A 4,284-nucleotide genomic window follows, 5' to 3' on the forward strand; every position below is an offset into this window, starting at 1 on the left:
TGTCGTGTCCGGGCTCGCGGGGATCCAGGGCGCGCTGCGCGACGCCGGTGAGTCCGTCGCGGACGCGGCGCAGAGGTGGCGTGACCCCCGGGAACGGCTGCTGCGGAAGAAGCGGCGCGCCCGGCGCCGCGCGAAGCGCTACGGCATCGTGTCCGGATCCTCGGCCACCGGCGCCGCGGGTCTCGCCCTGATGGCGGCACCGGAGTGGTCGATGCTGATGGCTGGTGGCGGCGCAGTCGTGTTCGCGGTCCCCGCGGTGCTGGCAGTCAGCCGTTACCGCAAGCTCGACGCCGTGACGTTGCCACCGGGCCTGCCTGCCCGTCGGGTGCTTCCGGGGCCGTCCTCGGCCGCCCGGGAACCGATGGAGCGACTCGTGCACAGCGAACGGGCACTGCACGGCATCCTCGGCGTGCTGTCCCGGTCCGGGAGCATCAGCGGCGAGGACATCGAGGACACCCATTCCACGGCCCGCTCGGCGGCCGCAGCCCTCCAGGCGGTCGCCCTCGACATCACGTCCATGGAGGACGCCGCGCGGGGGAGCCGGGCCGCGGCCGCACCGCTTGACCGGGCGATCGCCTCCGCCGCCGCGCAACTCGACGACGGCGTCGACCAGTTCGAAGAACTGGTGGCCGCGGCCGCCGAGGTCGCCGTTCCCGGAACGACGAGTGCCGTCGGCGAACTGGCGTACGAGCGTGCTGAACTGGTGTCGGCGACGGAAAAGCTCGCCGGCCTCGCGGCGGCTCTCGGCGAGATCGACGACATCGTGCGCCGCTACCGCTGATGTCGTCGATCGACCCGACCGGTGACTTCTGAGTTCCGGGACATCGTGTGGGGGAGAACCCTGATCTTTCCCTGATCTTTACGCTGACCTGGTGATTTACCCGCTCCGCCGTGCCACGCTGGTGTGCGTACCCGATAAGTGGGGTCGACCAGATGTCGGGCGCAGAAATCGATCGGGGAGACGTGAGTGGAGGAAATCATGTTCTGGAAGATTGTTCTGGCGGTCGCGGCGATCTGGATTGCATTGGCGGTCGTCGGTGCCCTCGTCAAGGGTCTGTTCTGGATTCTCGTGGTCAGCGCCGTGGTGTTCGGCGTGTACCTGTTGATCAAGGCGATGTCCGGATCCGGCGAGAAATCGGACATCACGCGGAGCTGACAGGCATGCTCTACCCATGGAACCGGTACCCGAGGACTGGCATCGTGGGCTCGTCGTCGTCGCGCACCCCGACGACATCGAATACGGCGCTGCGGCGGCTGTAGCGCGCTGGACCGAGCAGGGCAAGGACATTCGCTACGTGCTCGCCACCAGCGGGGAGGCGGGGATCGCGGGCCTGCACCCCACGGAGTCGGGCCCGCTGCGGGAGGCGGAGGAGCGACGTTCCGCGGCCGTGGTGGGGGTGACCGACGTCGAGTTCCTCGGGTACCCCGACGGCACTCTCGTGGAGAGTCTCGCGCTCCGCCGCGATCTCGCGACGGCGATCCGTCGTCATCGCCCGGATCTCGTGGTGACGGCCAACTTCGCGGACACCTGGGGGCCCGGGCAGCTGAACAGTGCGGACCACCGCGCACTCGGCCGATCCGTTCTCGACGCCACCGCGGATGCCGCGAACGAGTGGATCTTTCCCGAGCTGGGGGAGTCGGGGCTGCCGCCGTGGCGCGGTGTCCGCTGGGTCGCCGTCAACACGATGACACCCACTCACGCGGTGGACGTCACTCACACGGTGGATCGGGCGGTGCTCTCGCTCGCCGAGCACGTCCGCTACCTCGAGGCGCTGAGCGACGTACCGGTGGGGCGGCAGGCGAGGGCACAGGTCGAGATGGTGACCGGGCCGCAACCGGGATTCGACGCCGAACGCGCGGTGGGATTCGAGCTCTACTTCTTCGGCTGAGGCCGTGAGCGAGAACGATCGTGGCGGCGCTCCGGTCCCTCGCACGAGAATCCGACCCGGACGGAACGCCATAATTATCCGAATCATTGCGTGGTTGCCCTCGGCTTTTCTCCGACGCGCAACCTCTCCTTGTCACCCGCCCTCCGATCCCGACTGCGCTGCTCGCATCCCCGAGGCCGAGGCCGGGGTAGGGGTGCGGCGGGCATCGTGTGGGCCTGGTGATGTGTTTCGAGTGCCGGTTCGGTGCCGGCGGGGGATTCATGCGTTACGGTGTTACACACAATGTCTATTCGTAATTCTCCGTCGCGTGACGACACCGCAGCGAGCGTCGAGGACTCCATTCTCGACGCCGCACGCTCGTGCATCCTCGATTTCGGACTGCGCCGCACCACGCTGGCGGAGGTCGCCCGGCGCGCCGGCGTCAGCAGGCCGACCGTCTATCGCCGCTGGTCGGACACCAGGGCCGTGGTCGCCGATCTCATGACCCGTGAGATCGCTGCGGTGATGCCCGAATTCTCCGCCGAGGAATCGGTCCACCRCCAGCTGGTCGACGCCGTGGTCCACGTGTCCACCGAGGTTCGCGACCATCCGCTGTTCGTGAAGATCCTGCGTTCGGATCAGGAACTGTTCACCACCTACGTCCTCGAGCGGCTCGGTACGAGCCAGCGGGCGATCATCGACCAGGTCGCGTTCGCGGTGTCGACGGGTCAGGACCAAGGCTCGATCCGCGCGGGGGACAGCCGTCAGATCGCCACGATGGTGCTGCTCATCGCACAGTCTGCCGTCCAGTCGGCCGTGATGGTGGCCGAGGAACTTCCCGGCGACGCCCTGACGGAGCAACTCCGGCACGCTGTCGGCGCCTATCTGGCACCGGACGCCGCCGACACCCACCCGACAGATCGAGGAGACCGGTGAACCACCCGAACACGCCGCCCGTGAGCCGCTCGTCGGCTCTGAACGCCGCGCGAAGAGCGCGCGAACTCGACCAGCTGTCGGACGGTGCAGTCGTCGACGTGCTGGTGATCGGCGGCGGAGTGACCGGCGTCGGTGTCGCTCTCGATGCGGCGTCACGCGGCCTCGACGTCGTGCTCGTGGAGAAGCGGGACCTCGCGTTCGGGACCAGCCGGTGGAGTTCAAAACTCGCCCATGGCGGGCTGCGGTACCTGGCATCGGGCAACGTCGGTATCGCTCGCGAGAGCGCGGTCGAACGCGGAATCCTCATGACCCGCACCGCCCCCCACCTCGTCCGGGCTCTCCCGCAGCTCGTGCCCGTCCTCGATTCGACGACGCTGTTCGGCAAGTCCCTCGTCCGCACGGGCTTCCTGGCCGGTGACCTGCTGCGTGCAAGTGCCCGCACGCCGTCGTCGGTCCTGCCGCGATCACGGACGGTCCGGGCCGACCGGGTGGTCGAACTCGCCCCCGCGGTTCGGCGGGAAGGCCTGCGCGGCGGCCTGATGGCATACGACGGCCAGCTCATCGACGACGCCAGACTCGTGGTGTCCCTCGCGCGCACCGCCGCGCTCCACGGTGCGAAGGTGCTCACCCGGACGGGCGCGTACGACGTCACCGGGACGTCCGCGACCCTGCGCGACGAGCTGACCGGCTCGGAACAATCGATCAGGGCGCGCGCCGTGGTCAACGCGGCGGGCGTGTGGTCGGGTGAGATCGATCCCGCGATCACGTTGCGGCCCAGTCGCGGCACGCATCTGGTGCTCCCGGCCGAGCGGCTCGGGAACCCGACCGCGGCGCTCACGGTTCCGATCCCCGGTGAGACCAATCGCTTCGTCTTCGCGCTGCCCGCACAGCTCGGCCGCGTGTACCTCGGCTTGACCGACGAGGCCGCGCCGGGACCTGTTCCGGACGTTCCGGTGGCGTCGGAGCAGGAGATCGACTTCCTTCTCGACACGGTCAACACCGCGCTCGAGGTTCCGTTGCAGCGCTCGGACGTCCTGGGGACCTTCGCCGGACTGCGACCGCTCCTCGACACCGGGGACGGATCCACCGCGGACCTCTCGCGCAACCACGCCATCCTGCGCTCGGACACGGGTCTCGTCAGTGTGGTCGGCGGCAAGCTGACCACCTACCGCAAGATGGCGGAGGATGCCGTCGACGCCGCGGTCGAGGTGGCAGGACTGGACGCGGGCCCGTGCCGGACACGGGCCCTGCCGCTCGTCGGTGCCGCGACACCCGAAGCGCTGCGGAAGGTCTCGGTCCCACCGGCGCTGCTCGCCCGCTACGGAACGGAGGCGACGCTGATCGCCGCCGCCGACCCCGAACTGCTGGCGCCGATCGCCGAGGGTGTCGACGTGAGCCGCGCCGAGTTCGAGTTCGCGGTGACCCACGAGGGGGCACTCGACGTCGACGACCTGCTCGACCGGCGCACCCGGATCGGACT

At 69.3% G+C, this 4,284-nt stretch carries 5 protein-coding genes; all 5 read left to right on the forward strand.

The window, feature by feature from the left end:
* Window positions 1–4: 4 nt before the first annotated feature.
* On the forward strand, window positions 5–781 hold the full coding sequence (gene pspM, locus AC1D1G_RS42335) for a phage shock envelope stress response protein PspM (RefSeq protein WP_105414542.1): 777 nt from the start codon (window positions 5–7) through the stop codon (window positions 779–781).
* Window positions 782–979: 198 nt separating this feature from the next.
* Complete coding sequence (locus AC1D1G_RS42340) at window positions 980–1,156, forward strand: hypothetical protein (protein ID WP_007296377.1); 177 nt, start codon at window positions 980–982, stop codon at window positions 1,154–1,156.
* A 16-nt stretch (window positions 1,157–1,172) separates the two neighbouring features.
* On the forward strand, window positions 1,173–1,889 hold the full coding sequence (locus AC1D1G_RS42345; protein ID WP_283353121.1) for a PIG-L deacetylase family protein: 717 nt from the start codon (window positions 1,173–1,175) through the stop codon (window positions 1,887–1,889).
* A 282-nt stretch (window positions 1,890–2,171) separates the two neighbouring features.
* Window positions 2,172–2,804 (forward strand): TetR/AcrR family transcriptional regulator, encoded by a 633-nt coding sequence (locus tag AC1D1G_RS42350; RefSeq protein ID WP_477956614.1) that lies wholly within the window; start codon window positions 2,172–2,174, stop codon window positions 2,802–2,804.
* Window positions 2,801–4,284 (forward strand): glycerol-3-phosphate dehydrogenase/oxidase (locus AC1D1G_RS42355; protein ID WP_477956615.1); only part of this gene is annotated, 1,484 nt, incomplete at its 3' end. The genes AC1D1G_RS42350 and AC1D1G_RS42355, both read left to right, overlap by 4 nt.

This window comes from Rhodococcus sp. P3_B8, from assembly GCF_056402775.1.

What these genes read in the sequence shown, in the direction of transcription:
- AC1D1G_RS42345 (WP_283353121.1), top strand. Translation starts at nt 1,173, where the DNA reads ATGGAACCGGTACCCGAGGACTGGCATCGTGGGCTCGTCGTCGTCGCG.
- AC1D1G_RS42340 (WP_007296377.1), top strand. Translation starts at nt 980, where the DNA reads ATGTTCTGGAAGATTGTTCTGGCGGTCGCGGCGATCTGGATTGCATTG.